Source organism: Marinoscillum sp. MHG1-6 (assembly GCF_024714475.1).
Taxonomy (GTDB): domain Bacteria; phylum Bacteroidota; class Bacteroidia; order Cytophagales; family Cyclobacteriaceae; genus JAMZMI01.
This window is the reverse complement of sequence record NZ_JAMZMI010000002.1, coordinates 353,428-368,026: the sequence shown is the minus strand read 5'-3', so window position 1 is coordinate 368,026 and position 14,599 is coordinate 353,428. Positions and strand designations below refer to the sequence as shown.

Here is a 14,599-nt window from a genome sequence, read left to right as displayed (position 1 = left end):
AAGATTAAAACTAAAAAGGCAGAAATTATGTATTCATTTGATTTACCCACACATCACAAATCCATCATCAAGGTGGTAGGTGTAGGTGGTGGCGGTGGAAATGCCGTTAACCACATGTATAACTCCGGGATCAAAGACGTAGAGTTCGTGGTCTGTAATACGGACATTCAGGCATTGGAAAGCAGCCCTGTTCCGAACAGGATCCAACTTGGTGCGTCACTTACTGGAGGTTTAGGTGCTGGTGCTAACCCTGAAAAGGGGCGAAATGCAGCGCTGGAGTCTAAAGAAGACATTCGCGAGATGCTGGCAGAGGATACCCGAATGGTATTTATTACGGCTGGTATGGGCGGTGGTACCGGAACAGGTGCAGCGCCGGTTATCGCACAGGTTGCAAAGGAAATGGACATCCTGACTGTTGGGATCGTCACTGCTCCATTTGCATTCGAAGGAAAGAAAAAGATGAACCAGGCCAATGAAGGTATCGCTGCACTTAAGGAGCATTGTGATACAGTTCTGGTAATACTCAATGATAAGCTCAGAGAGATTTTTGGCAATCTGGCCATTAGAGAGGCTTTCGCTCAGGCTGATAACGTATTAACTACTGCGGCCAAGGGCATCGCTGAGATCATTACCGTACCGGGTTATGTCAACGTCGACTTTGAAGATGTTAAGACTGTAATGAAGAACGCCGGGGCGGCCGTGATGGGTTCTGCACAAACTTATGGCGAGAGCCGTGCCAGACGTGCAGCGGAAGAGGCACTCAACTCACCATTGCTTAACAACCAGAACATCACCGGAGCACAGAAAATATTGCTCTCCATTATGTCCGGTGAGGAAGCTGAGCTTCAAATGGATGAATTGGCTGAAGTTACTGACTACATGCAGGAGTTTGCCGGCGATGATGCTGAGGTGATCTTCGGTCACGGTGTAGATGCTGAGCTTGGTGAAAATATCAAGGTAACGGTAATCGCTACTGGCTTTGCACATGAGGAAATTAAGCCTATCGCTAAGAAAAGCACTCCGGAATCGGTAGAGCGTAAGAAGGTTTTTGACCTGGAAAATCCACGTCAAATCAGACTTTTCAATGCGGCAGAAGATCGCCTGGAAGAGGATGAAGAAGATGAGATTGATCTTCCAAAAGAGGATAACAGGGAGGAGGAAAATGAGCGACCATTCACTTTTGATTTTTTGAAAGATGAAATCAAAAGAGCGGTGGAGCGTGAAGATCAGATGGAAGAAGACGAAGACAGTGACTTTGACTTCGAGTTTGAGGAGGAAGAAGAGGAGGATTCTGTTTTTGAAAGGCCAAAAATGGAGGAAAGAAAAGATCCTATCGACCTGTCAAAATTGACGAGCATGGATGTTCATTCCAAAAAGGTTCAACTGATGGAAGAGCGCAGAAAGCGAGAAGAATTGCTTAATGGCTCACAAAAAACAGATATCAGTGCGCAGGATTATAAAAATAAATTCGATGTACCTGCCTATGAGCGCAAGAAGATCAACTTCGTGCAGGTTCCTCATTCTGCGGATAGAAACATTTCGAAATTTAACTTGACTGAAGACAATCAAATACTCGGAAACAACAAGTATTTGCACGATAATGTAGATTAGATCACAAATATTTCTGCCTGTGATCGGCCGCACGTTAAGAACGTGCGGCCTCTATTTTTTTGCTCTTCAATGCATTTTATATTTCAAATAAGCGTTCGATTTATTAAACTTGGGTATTAAACACTAAAATTTTAAGTGTTAATTCAAAACAAACCGTACTCGCATGAAAATCCTGGATAATTTCTTTAATTTATTTAAGCCGTCATATTCAGTTGTTGTTTCCATGTATCATGTGGTTCCTGGACGTAAAGTTCAGAAATATGATCATCGACATGATTTTGGTAAAGGGGGCGTAGAACAAGCCAGAACCTTCTACAATGCCGTAATTGCCAAGCATACAGAAACAGGTTTTCCGGGCACCGAGATCAACCTTATTAAAGGAAAAGGGACCGTAGTACATACCAAGCAATTTGGGCCGGTCGATATGATTAAGACGCTCAATGTAGCCTAAGATATTAATGTAGCCTAAGATATTCTAGTAGAGATAAGTCAAAGCCTTTCTTCAGTAATGGGGGAAGGCTTTTTTGTGTCTGGGGAATATTTTGTTTAATAAATAATTAAAAAAGTTAAACAAAATGAATCAACACCTTGTTGGGACCCCAAATCAAACATTAACAATTATGAAAAATACAATTCTCTCATGGATTATGATGCTAACTATTGCGATGGTTGTGCTTTCATGTAATGACAATGATGAAAATATGAACAACTCGTCAGAACCTTCTGATAACATTGTAGAGTTGGCCGAAGCGAATGGTTTTACCTCTCTGGCTCTTGCACTCGAGAAGACCGGACTAGACGCTGCATTGGCTGGGGATGGAAACTTCACCGTTTTTGCGCCTACGAATGAGGCATTTGCTGCTTTGCTAGCGACTATAGGTCAAAGTAGTATAGACGATGTTCCTACCTCTGTACTCGAGAAGATTTTGCTCTATCATGTATTGAATACCTCTGTGGAATCATCAGAAGTTACCGCAGGGAGTTTGGCTACCTTAAATGGTGCTTCAATTGATCTTGCGACCCAATCCGGTATCGCTGTAAATGGGGCATCAGTTATCAGCCCATTCGATGTAGAAGCTTCTAATGGTATCATTCATACCATTGATGCTGTGCTCGTACCTGGGGACATTGGACAGTTTGTTAATACTGTTCTTGAACCTGCCTATTTTAATGTTAATTATTCAACGCTTATTGAGGCCGCGGTTAAGGCGGATCTGGTTTCAACCTTATTAACTACTGACAACCTAACCATTTTTGCTCCAAATAATCAGGCATTTATTGATGCTGGTGTTGATGTTTCGAGCTTGAGTGCGGATGTGTTGGGTGATGTGTTGAGTTATCACGTAATTGGATCGAAGGTGTTGGCTGCCGACATTCCGAACATGGCTACTACGCTAAATGGAGATATCTACTTTTCGGTAACTGGAGATGGTGTTTTTATTAATGGATCTACAAAGGTTATTGCTACAGATGTGGAGTCCGGATCAGGAGTAGTTCACGTGCTTGACAATGTATTAATGCCACCTTCAGGAAACATTGTGGATATAGCCGTCGCACTTTCAGAGGATGGTGAATTCAACTCGCTGGTAGCTGCACTTCAGCGTACGGCTGATGAAGGAACGGCTGAACAAAATTTATTGACGGTGTTAAGCGGCGAAACAGAGTACACTGTTTTTGCCCCGACCAATGCAGCATTTCAAGCATTATTGGATTCAGAGGCATCATGGAACACGCTTGCGGATATTCCTTTGGAAACGCTAATAGCTGTCTTAACCTATCATGTGGTGCCTGGCCGTGTGTTCGATGTAGATTTGGCGGGCGCACTTGATGCGTCCAATATGTTGGGTACAGCTAATTCTTCTGCATCCCTAACGTTTGACCTCAATACACTTACCATTGATGGCTCGGCTTCTATTACAGGTACAAACACTTTAGCTACCAATGGAGTTATCCATGTTATTGATGCGGTTTTAGTGCCATAGCAGTTTGTTTATGTGATTGGATTGGCCCCTTCTTCAGCAATGGAGAGGGGCTTTTTGGTATAAAATAAAGTGGAATGATGGAGTGCTATTTTTGGATTGACGCCACCAGTTGCAAACTGGCGGCAGTGTGAGTTTCAGTAAAGTCAATAAGCTGTCCTGTGTTGCAAGCTGGCGGTTGCTTGGTGACGCGATCAGGCTAATGGCCAAAAGCCAACAGCAGCAAAGGGCCCTCTAGTCCAAACCTAGTTTCTCCCTCCAAACACTATCAGCTACGTGGTTCTTGGTCCAGTAGTCTGTTCGAATAGTTTTCATCAGTGTTCCGGTAGTTGTCAGTTGCTTCCTGTTTTCTCCCCATCCACTATAGTAAGTCTCCGTCCATTCGGTGATTTGAAATGGAAATTGCTTTTCAAAGGTGATCATCAGGGTTCTTTCCAGATTCGGATAATTAATCGATAGGGTATGAGAGTCTTCGTCCTTCACAATACTGATGTCGGCCTGATAACTTTTCAGGTCTTGATGTGACAATCTGATATACGTAAAAGAGGGGATTAATTGCATTTTCCCAATAGGGAGCGCATCAGGATTGATACGAATCATTGACCAAAGATCATCTTCTAGTAAAGCTTTATCCAGGTTGATAGATTTTTTGGATTCACTTTGAAAATAGGAATGGTTCGCAATTTGAAACCCTTGTTGGTCCAGTAATTCCATATAGGTATGACCGCACCATTCCTGGCTAGAGGTTGATATCTTCAATGAGTTTTCCCCGTTTGGAAAGGGGAAAAAGGTACTCGTCATCATCGAATAAGGATAGATTCCGGTGACAAATTTGCGGGTGGAGTTGAGCTTAAGGACCGAAACATTTTCCGGCGCCGGTTGATCGGCCTTGGTAAAGGTTTTAGAAGAGAAATCTTCAGTGACGAAAATGTGCACAGCATGCCCATCTCTGATCTCGCCATATCTGGCCTGTTGTAGTTGATAGGAAGTGAGCTCTGCCTCTCCGTTATACCAATAAGCCTTTAATTGTTCTTCGTAAGGATTGGTGTCCGTTTGAAGTTGCTCTCCAGCGGGTTGACAGGAAAGTAAGGAGAGAAGAAAAAAAGGGTAGAACAGTGAAAACATTAGTTTCATTCTTTGAATGTTGATCAAACATAAGAATACTCAAAGAACAAGACACTGCATTTTTCAGTTGCTTTACCCTCTAATGATCCGGAAAGCTTAATGGGCTTTCACGGATTTTTTAACGTTTTCAACGGTCCCTTTGGCTGACTCAATCAGGTCCTTGGATGATTTTGCATATTTATCAACAACACCATTGTACATGGATTTGTATTCATCCAGTTTTTGATCCAATACTTTTCTATTCTTCTTTAATTCCTTTTCAAGCTTTTTCAGCTTTGCCTGGCTCCCTTTCGGGTCGGCATAATAGGCAATTCCAAGTCCGGCGGCCAATCCTAAGATGAATGAGAAAAACGATTTCATAACAATTTTGATTTTAAGTTAGACCATAGTTTTAACGGCCTGTGGTATCAAATTGTTTGAGAAACAGTCTCTTAGTTTAGACCCGCTCCCACGGAATAGCGAATACCACAGCCAATAAGGCGATAGATAAGAAGATAGCTAAAAACTTGAACTTCCCGGTCGAATCTGATGCTTTTTTGGCTTTGGCCCTTCCGATATGTGCCAATGCGATGGCAATAACCATAGTCACCACGTGCTCTACTCCCCAAAATCTGAGGTTATCATCACTCATCATATTTCCGGAATCCAGTGCCGACTGTACGATGGGGCTAATAAAATAAAGCACAAGACCGATTAAAAACTGTAAATCCAATAATCCCACTGTCGCAGAAGAAAGGATGTTGTCCAGCTTGGTGAAGTTCTTATTTCCGAACCATCCAATAAATGACTTTATAATTACAACAACCATCAAGAGTAAAACAATCCATCTAAGACCTGAATGGGTATGAAGAAATCCTGTATACATAGTTTTTTTTCGGCAAATATAGCCTCAAACCATTACCGGATTAAGACTCTCTTCCAATAGTGATGCTGTTATCAGTTTTATCACCTGATGCTCGGAAATGATATTATAATGCCCCATTTGCCTGGTGTGTACCCACGTGGCATTTGGATAGTGCCTATGCAGTTCCTGGCCCTTTTGGAAGGGTACAGTTTGGTCATCCTCGTCATAAATGAGTGTGATGTTCTGCTTTGAAAGCTCAGATGTTTTCTCCCTTAAGTCAAAATGGTCTATTGACTGATCATAGTTATGATGAACGAGATCACACATGTGCTCGTAAACCTGCTCGTTGCAACCAATGTCCTTCTTCACAAGATCAGAGAAAAAGTAACGCACATATGGTGGAGCAGAAATGATGATCAGCTGCTCCGGTTTCAAATAATCCGATAATTCCGAAGTGACGATGCCGGCAGCAAGTCCGCCCATAGAATAACCTACCAAAGCATAATAGGGGCCATGTTCATGATAATAAGATTGAAGCACCTCGCAAAACTCAGGCAGTGCGGTGGATTTGCCTTCCGATTGTCCATGGGCTTTCATGTCGATGCCTTCTACAGTAAACCCTGCTTCGACCAGTGTTTCGATCATTCGTCGAAAATCGGCTACCCTTGAATTCCATCCATGACAAAGTAGCACCTTCCTGGCACCAGAGCCCCATCGATAGGTAGTGAGGGTTGCTCCCCGATACTCGATGGTACTGGTTTCCGCTCTTTCGATAAGTGCGACCTGTTTAGCTGTGAACTTTCTGCGATGAGGACGCACGGCAAAGTTCCAGATGATCTCAGCTGTTTTAGGTGCTGAAAAATGCTGCATGACACGCAGCCCTCTTTTGATCCATTCCTGTCCACTCGATTGTTTCCTGGTGGACTGGCGTCCTGAATTTGGATTTTGTGAAGTGATTGTGATGTTTTGCTGTTTCATAATATACCGATCGGTATTTTATTGGATAAAAAAATTAGAGGCTTATTTCGTCAACTCTTCGATCAATCTCCTTCGAAACAAACCTGGCTGTAGTAGCATTTCCCTCGGTAAGGGAAATCATAATTCCACCTTTGATGGTGGCATAGAAAACATTGGCAAAGGCTTCCACATCAATATCCTTCTTGATTTGTCCTTCGCTTATTCCACGGTGGATGATCTTTTTGAATGATTCTTTGATCATGGCCATGGTTTGTACCACTTTAAGCCTTAAAAGTGGGTAGTTGTCATCAGCTTCTATGGAAGTGTTAATCACTGGGCACCCCCCCTGAATGGGTGGATTTGTAACATATTCCGTGTAATAATGAGCAATTGCTTTGAGCTTCAGCGGTGCAGTCGGTGCTGCTTTGATACGGATGGTTAGCTGGTCAATGACTTTTTGAGCTGCATACTCATAAGCGGCAACAGCTACGGCATCCTTGTTTTCGAAGTTTCCGTAAATCGCCCCTTTGGTGAGTCCGGTAGCCTTGGTGATGTCGGATAGGGAAGTCGCACGATAACCCTTAGTGTTGAAAAGGGCTATTGCCTTTTTGATAATGGTATCTCGTGTCTCAATTGGGTTTCCCATACTACAAATATACCGATCGGTATATTAATTTCCAAATCCCTTAGGAATGCGACTCTGGAATATCTCAGTTTTCGGGCATTAAAATGAGGGATCGTTTGTTCTAGAATTATGTAGAACCTTAACCCCCACGATCATGTCAATTGATTTGAAAAAATATATGAATGAGCGGGATGAAAAAAGAAGTCGTCTCCATAAGCATGATGGGCCAGTTGTCACTATTTCTAGAGAATTTGGATGTGAAGCTAATCGGGTAGCTCAGCTTTTGATCCATGAAATCAATGAGCATCACAAGTTTATTTCCCACCGGCAACCATGGAAAATGGTTAGCAAAGAAGTGCTGGATGAAGCAGCTAAGGAATTGAAGATTACCACGGATGTCCTGGATAAAAGGATAATGCAATACCATTCGGATAGCTTCTCGGATATATTTTCATCCTTTTCACAACTATACAATGTTTCAGATGAGAAAATCATTGAGAAGGTCAGGGAAATAATGCACCATCATGCTGAAGAAGGTAATATAATTTTGGTAGGTAGAGGAGGGGCGATCCTGACCAATGACCTTGCACAGGTGCTTCGAATCCGACTCATAGCTCCTCGGGAATGGCGAATTAGAAGTATTGCTGAGAGGCGTAAAATTTCTGAAAAAGAAGCAGAAGAACTGATTAGGCATCATGATGAAGACCGTGTGAAATGGACTGAGCATTTGACTGGTGTACCGTTTGATCTTTCTGTCTTTGATCTGGTGATCAATGTGAAGACTCTTTCAGATCATGAAATTGTTGATCTGGTATTGCACATGCTGAAGGATCGTGGTTGGATAGATCAGTCGGTTACGCGAGTAACCGCCGAAACCTCAGAAGCTAAGGGTTAACTGGATAGGGCTATCTTCTGAGGGGGACTTGAAATTTGAAATACCAACACCGAGCAGCCGAACACCGTTTGTTTCAGTAATATTTGGGTCAATGAGCCGCATGACCTCCGATCGCAATGTTTCCAGAGATTGAAGTGGTTGCTCTAGTGTATGACTTCTGGTGATGGACTTAAAATCATCGAATTTCACCTTGAGGGTAATGGTACGTCCTGATTTTTCCAGCTTATCGTAACGTTTGAAAGTGATATCGGCAATATTCATGGCCTCTTTCACAACCTCTTCATAAGACGTCAAATCTAATTCGAAGGTATTTTCAGCACTAATCGATTTACGCTCCCGATCAGGAATTACCGGGCGAGAATCTTCCCCACGACAAATGTGATAATAGTATTCGCCTGTTTTTCCATATCTTAGTTGGAGGTCTGAAAGACTCTTTTTTCGTAGGTCCGCACCGGTGAATATTCCGGCTTTCTTCATTTTTTCTGCTGTTGCCTTTCCGATGCCAAAGAATTTTGAAATGGGCAGCTTGCTCAGAAATGCTTCGGCCTGCTCCGGGAGGATGACATAAAAGCCATCAGGCTTGTCCATATCGGAGGCGATCTTGGCGAGAAACTTATTATATGAAATGCCAGCTGAAGCGGTCAATGCTGTGCGTTCCTTGATTTTTCTTTTTATCTCCCGACCAATCTGCGTGGCGTATTCAATTCCGAGTTTGTTCTGGGTGACATCCAAATAAGCTTCATCCAAGCTAAGTGGCTCTACGAGATCGGTGTATTCATGAAATACTTCTCTAATTTGTTCTGAGACTTCTTTATATCGACTGAACCTCGGTTTGACGAAAATGAGATCCGGACATTGTCGGGCGGCTATAGATGAAGGCATGGCAGATTTAACCCCGAATTTTCTGGCTTCGTAACTGGCCGCTGCCACCACACCCCGCTCTTTGCTGCCTCCAACCGCCACAGGTTTTCCTTTCAGTTCAGGATTATCGTGTTGTTCAACAGATGCAAAGAATGCATCCATGTCAACATGAATAATTTTTCGGATGGTTGTAGGCTCAATCACACTTAAAAGATACGTTATGCAGCCCTTTTGAGTCTGGGTTCTTCCACTTGTGGTCCGAAAATCATTTTATTGATGAAGTACATCAAAATGATAGTTAAGATGACCGTTCCGCTAACGACATATCCCAGCGTATCGTAGTGAAGAATTTTTCCGGAATCCGACTGAGAAACTATCATGCCAGCAATCGCAGAGGCAATACCTCCGGATATCTGCATTACAGAGGAGTTGATACCCATAAAAGCGCCTCTGTCTTTAGGATCAGGAACTGCTGTAATCAGGGCTTGTGAGGAGATCATTCTCGCCGTAATCCCGGCGAAGAGCAAGACATTCATCAGGATCACCAGCCACATAGGGGTCAGTCCCATACTACAGTAAATGGTGATAATAATGATCGCCAAAATGGATCCCGCTGTAAAGACCCTGTATTTCCCAAAGCTATCACTCACCTTACCTGCCAGGGGTCCGAAACCAATGGTGAATAGTCCGGTGACCATATAGACAAATGGAAGTTCTTCCAAAGTGATTCCCAGGTTGTTCACACTAAATGCACTCCCAAATGGCATCAGCATAAATCCACCAGTGGCTAAAAAGATAGTTACGCTAAAACCTTTCAGGTATCTTCTGTTGCTCAAAGTATGAAAGAGATGAACGAAGGCGTTGTTCTTAGATTGAAGTTGTAAATGTTCGTTGATGGGTTTCAGGTAGGCGATCACCAGAATCAAAACAACAGATGCCAAAGCAACAATAAGAAGAAACGGTGAATGCCATCCGAAATGATTGGCGAGGTATAAACCGAAGGGAATACCAAGCACCTGACTGGCCGCAAAAGCCATCTGTACAAAGCCCATCACACGTCCCCTTTTCTCCAAAGCAAAGAGGTCTGTAATGATCGCATAGCTCACTGAACTCATTACTCCACCAAAAATACCCGTAACAACTCTTGCAATTAGCAGGGTGCGGTAATCCGGGGCAATACCACAGAAAAATGTTCCAACTAAAAAACCGGTATAGAAAAATATCAACAAGCGCTTGCGATCAAACCGGTCTGCAAACCCTGCCGTAAGGAGTCCTGCTGCTCCGGCACTGAAGGCATAGGCCGAGACTACCAGACCAAACTGGCTCGTGGTAATATTAAGCTCATCCAGTAGAATTGCACTGAGTGGTGAGAGCACCATGAAGTCCAATACCACGGTAAATTGTAAAAACGCCAATAGGGCGATCACGAATTTTTGATAGGAGGTGAAGGTCCATTTTGTTGTGGTTTTTTGATCCATTTATTCTGAACTTTTATGGTTTGAGTCCTTTTAATACCAGTGAGGCTGCCAGTTCGATGGTTTTCTCTTCAAGGATGTAGGGTTTGCCATGCATTCCTTTTTGATTGATGTGAAACTTTACCAACTGATAAAGCGGAGCGAAGGCCAGGGACCAGTACACCTCCAATGGTAATGGCGTTAACTCTTTATTGTCGATAGCATTTTGTACGAAAGAAGTCAATCTTGCTATGTAGTCTGCTTTTGCCTCATGAAATACTTCTTCATGGTATTTAGAATACCTCACCTGTTCCAAAAAGTGCATTTGTACAGGGTGTTTTAGAAAATAGCTGGCCCGACTCTTCCATTGATGTCGAAGCCCTTCGGCAAAAGACATGTGAGGATCGAACCCTTCCATGGTGGCCTCAAACATTTTCCGCTCTGCATCGATACTTAGCTGAATGATCAGATCATCTCTGTCCTTGTAATAGATGTAGATGGTGGCCGGAGAGACCTGAGCTGCTTTGGCTAGTTTATGCATACTAAGCCCATCGAAACCATCTGCAACGATGATCTCAATCGCCTTTTGTTGTATGGTAGCTTGTTTTTGTTCGTCTCTTAATCTCACAGTATGAATGTACTTTGGCTTATGAACGACAAAATTAAATGAATGTTCGTTCATTTATGATATTATTTTACTTCACCTAGTCTGATTGAATATTTGGAAAAACAGTTTCTATCTTGGGCCTGTTAATCAAATCGAAAGAAAAACATTCCAATATGGCTCAAATAGAAGTAAAAGGAAATCTTGTAAACACGATCGGAGAGCTTCCCGGTATCGGGAGTCAGGCTCCTGATTTTACCCTGGTCAAACCTGATATGTCAGAAGTTTCATTGTCTGAATATGGTGGTAAGAAGGTGATCCTCAATATTTTTCCAAGTGTAGACACGAGTACCTGTGCCACATCCGTACGTCAGTTTAATGACAAAGCGACTGAAATTGAGAATACGGTGGTGCTTTGCATTTCTGCAGATCTTCCATATGCCTATAGAAGGTTTTGTGCGGCTGAGGGTATAGATAATGTGGAAACGCTATCCACTTTCAGAAGCTCGTTTCCTGTGGATTATGGAGTTCAGTTTACAGAGGGATATATGAAAGGATTGAACTCAAGAGCCATCGTGGTGTTGGATGAAAGCGGGGTGGTGATTCATACGGAGCAGGTACCGTTTATCTCACAGGAACCTAATTATGAGGCTGCTTTAGGAGCCTTGTGAGCTTCGTAGTAAGCCTGCTCTTGTCAAGTTTAGATGATGATGCATCAGAAATGCAGGGTTGGATTTATTTATAAATCCCCTGCCATACCCCTTTTGTATAAAGGGGGAATAATGGAACAAACCTGCTTTGGCTTTTTCTCAAACCTAACAAAGTAGGATTAAATATTGAGCCTCACTTATCCAGTGGGGTTTTGTTTTTTACAGTTGACTCATGGATCTCTTTGTCTATATTTGGCGCCTGAAGTTCTTTTCTTGATTTCTTGATCAAAATCGATCGGGGTTTGCTTCGCCGCCAGGTGATGCAATTAAAAGGGAATCGTGTGTGAATCACGAGCTGACGCGCAACTGTAATTTCTGATGTCCAACTTGTCAAAGTTTGACATAGCGTGTCCTTGTTACTAATCGCCATTGTTTTGCTACCGGCAGAATGAGAAGGCCGACAAGGATCAGAATAGCCAGGAGACCTGCCTTGTTCGATCTGCCAATAGCATATTGGTGGAGTTTGACAATACTTTCGCGTAATGAAGTAGGTCAGAGAATGGTTGCGACGTGGAATCCCTATGTCCTCATTTTCCTGTTCTGTTTCTAAAGTGTTGTGAAGTTGGGCTAAAGAGCTTTTAAACTAATTCTTTAATTATTTAAAAGCTTAAAAATGCAAACACACAATTTGGGCTATCCACGGATAGGTAGCCAGAGAGAACTGAAATTTGCTTGTGAACAGTACTGGAGTGGTAAGATTGATGTAACGGTACTTCAGAAGGTAGCTTCTGACATTCGAAAAAGGAATTGGCGCCTTCAATCTGAAGCCGACCTGGACCTGATCCCCTCCAATGATTTTTCTTACTATGACCAGGTACTGGATATGTCGTTGGTACTGGGTGCTATTCCTAAGCGATATGAAGTACTGACAGGGCAAAAGGAGCAACTGTTAGACCTGTATTTTGCCATGGCACGAGGTGTGCAAAAGGAAGACCTTGATCTTACGGCAATGGAAATGACCAAGTGGTTTGATACAAACTATCACTACATTGTTCCGGAGTTTACAGCCGACCAAACCTTCGAATTCTTTGATGATAAGCCGGTAAGGGAGTTCAAAGAAGCGCTTGAGCTGGGTTATAGTACTAAACCGGTACTGATTGGACCATTGACATATTTGCTTCTTGGCAAGGAGAAAGAAGACGGGTTTGATAAGCTGGATCTGATTGACAGGCTTTTACCGGTTTACCTGGAGCTGATTGGAAACCTGGTCGAGGCCGGAGCCGAATGGATCCAGTTGGATGAGCCTTTCCTGGCCATGGATCTGGAGACTAGGGCTGTTGAGTTGTATCAGCGTGTTTATCAGGAGATCAGAGTACAATATCCTGATCTTAAGATCTTAATGACGACATACTTTGAAGGCTTACGTGAAAATTTATCACTGGCACTTTCTCTGCCCATTTGTGCCCTTCATATAGACCTGGTTCGTGACCCATCTCAACTCGATGATATATTGGACAATGTAAAGTCTCCAATGTCTATTTCACTAGGGGTAGTGGACGGTCGCAATGTATGGATCAATAACTACGACAACTCGCTGAAGCTCATAGGAAAGGCGATAGAAAAACTTGGTGAGGACCGTGTGATGATTGCGCCGAGTTGTTCACTCCTCCATGTCCCATGTGATTTACAGTTGGAATACGATGCAGCACTACCTCCAACAATTAAACAATGGCTGTCCTTTGCTCGCCAAAAGCTGGGAGAGATCAAAGAGCTAGCCGTGCTGGCTGAACTTGACTCGAATAGGAAGGAAGACCCAACGTATATTGAAAATCAGCGAAGGATTGAAGCGAGGAAGCGTTCGGAATTGATCCATGATGAAAACGTTAAAGCGAGGGTTTCTGCCCTTCGACCGGAGAACTTTAGCCGGATGAGTGGTTTTGGAACGCGTCAGCAGATCCAGAAGTCAAGACTGAACTTACCACTGTTCCCAACTACCACGATTGGTTCCTTTCCTCAAACGGTGGACATCCGTCAGTTGAGATTGAAACATCGTCGAGCAGAAATCACGAATGACCAATACGAACTGGAATTGCAGACCGCTACGAAAAAAGCGATCCAGTTACAGGAAGCAATCGGTTTGGACGTACTGGTTCATGGTGAGTTTGAGCGAAATGACATGGTCGAATATTTCGGTCAGCAATTGGATGGGTTCGTTTTTACCCGTTTTGGTTGGGTGCAGAGCTATGGTTCGCGCTGCGTGAAGCCTCCAATCATTTTTGGTGATGTGAAAAGGCCTAAGCCGATGACAGTGAAGTGGTCGGCGTATGCCCAGTCGCTTACTGAAAAGGTGGTCAAGGGAATGCTTACCGGGCCTGTTACAATTCTTCAATGGTCTTTTGTAAGAGATGATCAGCCAAGAAAGGATACTTGTAATCAGATAGCCCTGGCTATCGCGGATGAGGTGAAGGATTTGGAGTCCGCCGGTATCAGTGCCATCCAGGTAGATGAGCCGGCCATACGGGAGGGACTGCCTCTTCGTCGTGGAGATTGGTCTGATTATCTGGACTGGGCGGTCAGGGCTTTCAGGCTTTCAACGAGCAATGTGAAGGATAAAACGCAGATACATACTCACATGTGTTATTCTGAATTCAATGACATCATCGAGCACATTGCAGCGATGGATGCGGATGTGATTACCATTGAATGCAGTCGCTCGCAAATGGAGCTGCTCGATGCGTTTGGTAAGTTTAACTACCCTAATGAAATAGGCCCCGGAGTATATGATATCCATTCACCTCGTGTGCCCACCAGGGAAGAAATGGTTGATTTGATGGAAAAGGCAGTGCGCGTAATTCCAGCGGACCGACTTTGGGTTAATCCGGATTGTGGACTTAAGACGAGAAACTGGCCGGAGACCATAAAGGCCCTTGAGGCGATGGTCGATGCGGCACAAACGCTCAGACAATCAGTTTCTGAATTGGTAGACTAAATTTG

General features: G+C 43.4%; 14 protein-coding genes and 1 riboswitch. Of the genes, 6 read left to right on the top strand and 8 right to left on the bottom strand.

Features of this window, described 5'->3' with window-relative positions; genetic code table 11:
* Positions 1-27 precede the first annotated feature (27 nt).
* The 3 genes from ftsZ (at position 28) to NXR94_RS05255 (ending at position 3,593) form a co-directional block, all read left to right on the top strand.
* Complete coding sequence (gene ftsZ, locus NXR94_RS05265) at positions 28-1,611, top strand: cell division protein FtsZ (protein ID WP_258103537.1); 1,584 nt, start codon at positions 28-30, stop codon at positions 1,609-1,611.
* Between the two features lie 163 nt (positions 1,612-1,774).
* Positions 1,775-2,062 (top strand): hypothetical protein, encoded by a 288-nt coding sequence (locus NXR94_RS05260; protein WP_258103536.1) that lies wholly within the window; start codon positions 1,775-1,777, stop codon positions 2,060-2,062.
* 169 nt (positions 2,063-2,231) lie between these two features.
* Positions 2,232-3,593, top strand: coding sequence for a fasciclin domain-containing protein (locus NXR94_RS05255; protein ID WP_258103535.1), 1,362 nt, complete (start codon positions 2,232-2,234; stop codon positions 3,591-3,593).
* A 231-nt stretch (positions 3,594-3,824) separates the two neighbouring features.
* Here NXR94_RS05255 and NXR94_RS05250 read toward each other — a convergent pair whose 3' ends face one another.
* The 5 genes from NXR94_RS05250 to NXR94_RS05230 all read right to left on the bottom strand — a co-directional run bounded on the left by NXR94_RS05250 (position 3,825) and on the right by NXR94_RS05230 (position 7,162).
* The gene (locus NXR94_RS05250) at positions 3,825-4,715 is read right to left on the bottom strand and encodes a hypothetical protein (RefSeq protein WP_258103534.1); all 891 of its coding nucleotides are present in this window, start codon (positions 4,713-4,715) and stop codon (positions 3,825-3,827) included.
* A 96-nt stretch (positions 4,716-4,811) separates the two neighbouring features.
* Positions 4,812-5,075, bottom strand: a complete 264-nt coding sequence (locus tag NXR94_RS05245; protein WP_258103533.1) for a hypothetical protein — start codon at positions 5,073-5,075, stop codon at positions 4,812-4,814.
* Positions 5,076-5,151: 76 nt separating this feature from the next.
* On the bottom strand, positions 5,152-5,580 hold the full coding sequence (locus NXR94_RS05240; RefSeq protein ID WP_258103532.1) for a hypothetical protein: 429 nt from the start codon (positions 5,578-5,580) through the stop codon (positions 5,152-5,154).
* A 24-nt stretch (positions 5,581-5,604) separates the two neighbouring features.
* Positions 5,605-6,537 (bottom strand): alpha/beta fold hydrolase, encoded by a 933-nt coding sequence (locus tag NXR94_RS05235; protein WP_258103531.1) that lies wholly within the window; start codon positions 6,535-6,537, stop codon positions 5,605-5,607.
* 34 nt (positions 6,538-6,571) lie between these two features.
* Positions 6,572-7,162, bottom strand: coding sequence for a TetR/AcrR family transcriptional regulator (locus tag NXR94_RS05230; RefSeq protein WP_258103530.1), 591 nt, complete (start codon positions 7,160-7,162; stop codon positions 6,572-6,574).
* A gap of 133 nt (positions 7,163-7,295) precedes the next feature.
* Between NXR94_RS05230 and NXR94_RS05225 the strand changes: the two genes are divergently transcribed.
* Positions 7,296-8,036 (top strand): AAA family ATPase, encoded by a 741-nt coding sequence (locus NXR94_RS05225; RefSeq protein WP_258103529.1) that lies wholly within the window; start codon positions 7,296-7,298, stop codon positions 8,034-8,036.
* Here the strand turns inward: NXR94_RS05225 and dinB are convergent.
* From dinB to NXR94_RS05210, 3 genes are read right to left on the bottom strand one after another with little or no spacing between them, the layout of a single operon-like run.
* Positions 8,019-9,059 carry a DNA polymerase IV gene (gene dinB / locus NXR94_RS05220; RefSeq protein ID WP_374987996.1) on the bottom strand — a complete coding sequence of 347 codons (1,041 nt, stop codon included), beginning with the start codon at positions 9,057-9,059 and terminating at the stop codon, positions 8,019-8,021. The genes NXR94_RS05225 and dinB overlap by 18 nt on opposite strands.
* Before the next feature lie 56 nt (positions 9,060-9,115).
* Positions 9,116-10,375: an MFS transporter gene (locus NXR94_RS05215; protein WP_258103527.1), complete on the bottom strand. Its 1,260-nt coding sequence runs from the start codon at positions 10,373-10,375 to the stop codon at positions 9,116-9,118.
* A 13-nt stretch (positions 10,376-10,388) separates the two neighbouring features.
* The gene (locus NXR94_RS05210) at positions 10,389-11,033 is read right to left on the bottom strand and encodes a TetR/AcrR family transcriptional regulator (RefSeq protein ID WP_258103526.1); all 645 of its coding nucleotides are present in this window, start codon (positions 11,031-11,033) and stop codon (positions 10,389-10,391) included.
* Positions 11,034-11,131: 98 nt separating this feature from the next.
* On the opposite strand from NXR94_RS05210, the gene tpx reads away from it, so the two are divergent.
* Positions 11,132-11,626, top strand: a complete 495-nt coding sequence (gene tpx / locus NXR94_RS05205) for a thiol peroxidase (protein WP_258103525.1) — start codon at positions 11,132-11,134, stop codon at positions 11,624-11,626.
* A 260-nt stretch (positions 11,627-11,886) separates the two neighbouring features.
* Positions 11,887-12,113: riboswitch (cobalamin riboswitch) on the top strand.
* Between the two features lie 165 nt (positions 12,114-12,278).
* Positions 12,279-14,594, top strand: a complete 2,316-nt coding sequence (gene metE, locus NXR94_RS05200; protein ID WP_258103524.1) for a 5-methyltetrahydropteroyltriglutamate--homocysteine S-methyltransferase — start codon at positions 12,279-12,281, stop codon at positions 14,592-14,594.
* The last annotated feature ends 5 nt before the right edge of the window (positions 14,595-14,599 follow it).

Bases quoted from the DNA above. Each gene is read 5' to 3' on its own strand.
- ftsZ (WP_258103537.1), top strand. From the start codon at position 28: ATGTATTCATTTGATTTACCCACACATCACAAATCCATCATCAAGGTG.
- NXR94_RS05260 (WP_258103536.1), top strand. From the start codon at position 1,775: ATGAAAATCCTGGATAATTTCTTTAATTTATTTAAGCCGTCATATTCA.
- NXR94_RS05255 (WP_258103535.1), top strand. From the start codon at position 2,232: ATGAAAAATACAATTCTCTCATGGATTATGATGCTAACTATTGCGATG.
- NXR94_RS05250 (WP_258103534.1), bottom strand. From the start codon at position 4,715: ATGTTTTCACTGTTCTACCCTTTTTTTCTTCTCTCCTTACTTTCCTGT.
- NXR94_RS05245 (WP_258103533.1), bottom strand. From the start codon at position 5,075: ATGAAATCGTTTTTCTCATTCATCTTAGGATTGGCCGCCGGACTTGGA.
- NXR94_RS05240 (WP_258103532.1), bottom strand. From the start codon at position 5,580: ATGTATACAGGATTTCTTCATACCCATTCAGGTCTTAGATGGATTGTT.
- NXR94_RS05235 (WP_258103531.1), bottom strand. From the start codon at position 6,537: ATGAAACAGCAAAACATCACAATCACTTCACAAAATCCAAATTCAGGA.
- NXR94_RS05230 (WP_258103530.1), bottom strand. From the start codon at position 7,162: ATGGGAAACCCAATTGAGACACGAGATACCATTATCAAAAAGGCAATA.
- NXR94_RS05225 (WP_258103529.1), top strand. From the start codon at position 7,296: ATGTCAATTGATTTGAAAAAATATATGAATGAGCGGGATGAAAAAAGA.
- dinB (WP_374987996.1), bottom strand. From the start codon at position 9,059: ATGGATGCATTCTTTGCATCTGTTGAACAACACGATAATCCTGAACTG.
- NXR94_RS05215 (WP_258103527.1), bottom strand. From the start codon at position 10,375: ATGGATCAAAAAACCACAACAAAATGGACCTTCACCTCCTATCAAAAA.
- NXR94_RS05210 (WP_258103526.1), bottom strand. From the start codon at position 11,033: ATGAACGAACATTCATTTAATTTTGTCGTTCATAAGCCAAAGTACATT.
- tpx (WP_258103525.1), top strand. From the start codon at position 11,132: ATGGCTCAAATAGAAGTAAAAGGAAATCTTGTAAACACGATCGGAGAG.
- metE (WP_258103524.1), top strand. From the start codon at position 12,279: ATGCAAACACACAATTTGGGCTATCCACGGATAGGTAGCCAGAGAGAA.